This window comes from Burkholderia sp. MR1-5-21 (genome assembly GCF_053427715.1).
Window position 1 is genome coordinate 1 of sequence record NZ_JBSAXD010000137.1, and the last position, 387, is coordinate 387.

Here is a 387-nt window from a genome sequence, read left to right on the forward strand (position 1 = left end):
CATTGGCGATTGAGCCAGTCAGAGTGATATGAGTAACACCATATCGGCTGTCGTTCTTTAACAATCTGGAAGAAGTAAGTAATTTGGATAGCGGAAGCGTCTTTGAGATGGACGTGGAAACTATCCGGGTTGTGATTGTATCGATGTATCTCAAGATGATTCGAACTTATGTTCGGCTCAATTGGAATACGGCACAACGCGAGAACTCAAACCTGTAACGAGACAGACTCGTTATAGGGTCAAGCGAACAAGTGCATGTGGTGGATGCCTTGGCGATCACAGGCGATGAAGGACGCGGTAGCCTGCGAAAAGCCCCGGGGAGCTGGCAAACAAGCTTTGATCCGGGGATGTCCGAATGGGGAAACCCACTCCTTTTGGAGTATCCAT

General features: G+C 48.6%; 1 rRNA gene. It reads left to right on the plus strand.

Annotation, left to right across the window (positions count from 1 at the left end):
* Positions 1-237: 237 nt before the first annotated feature.
* Positions 238-387, plus strand: a 23S ribosomal RNA gene (locus ACV229_RS40765); the annotation flags it as partial.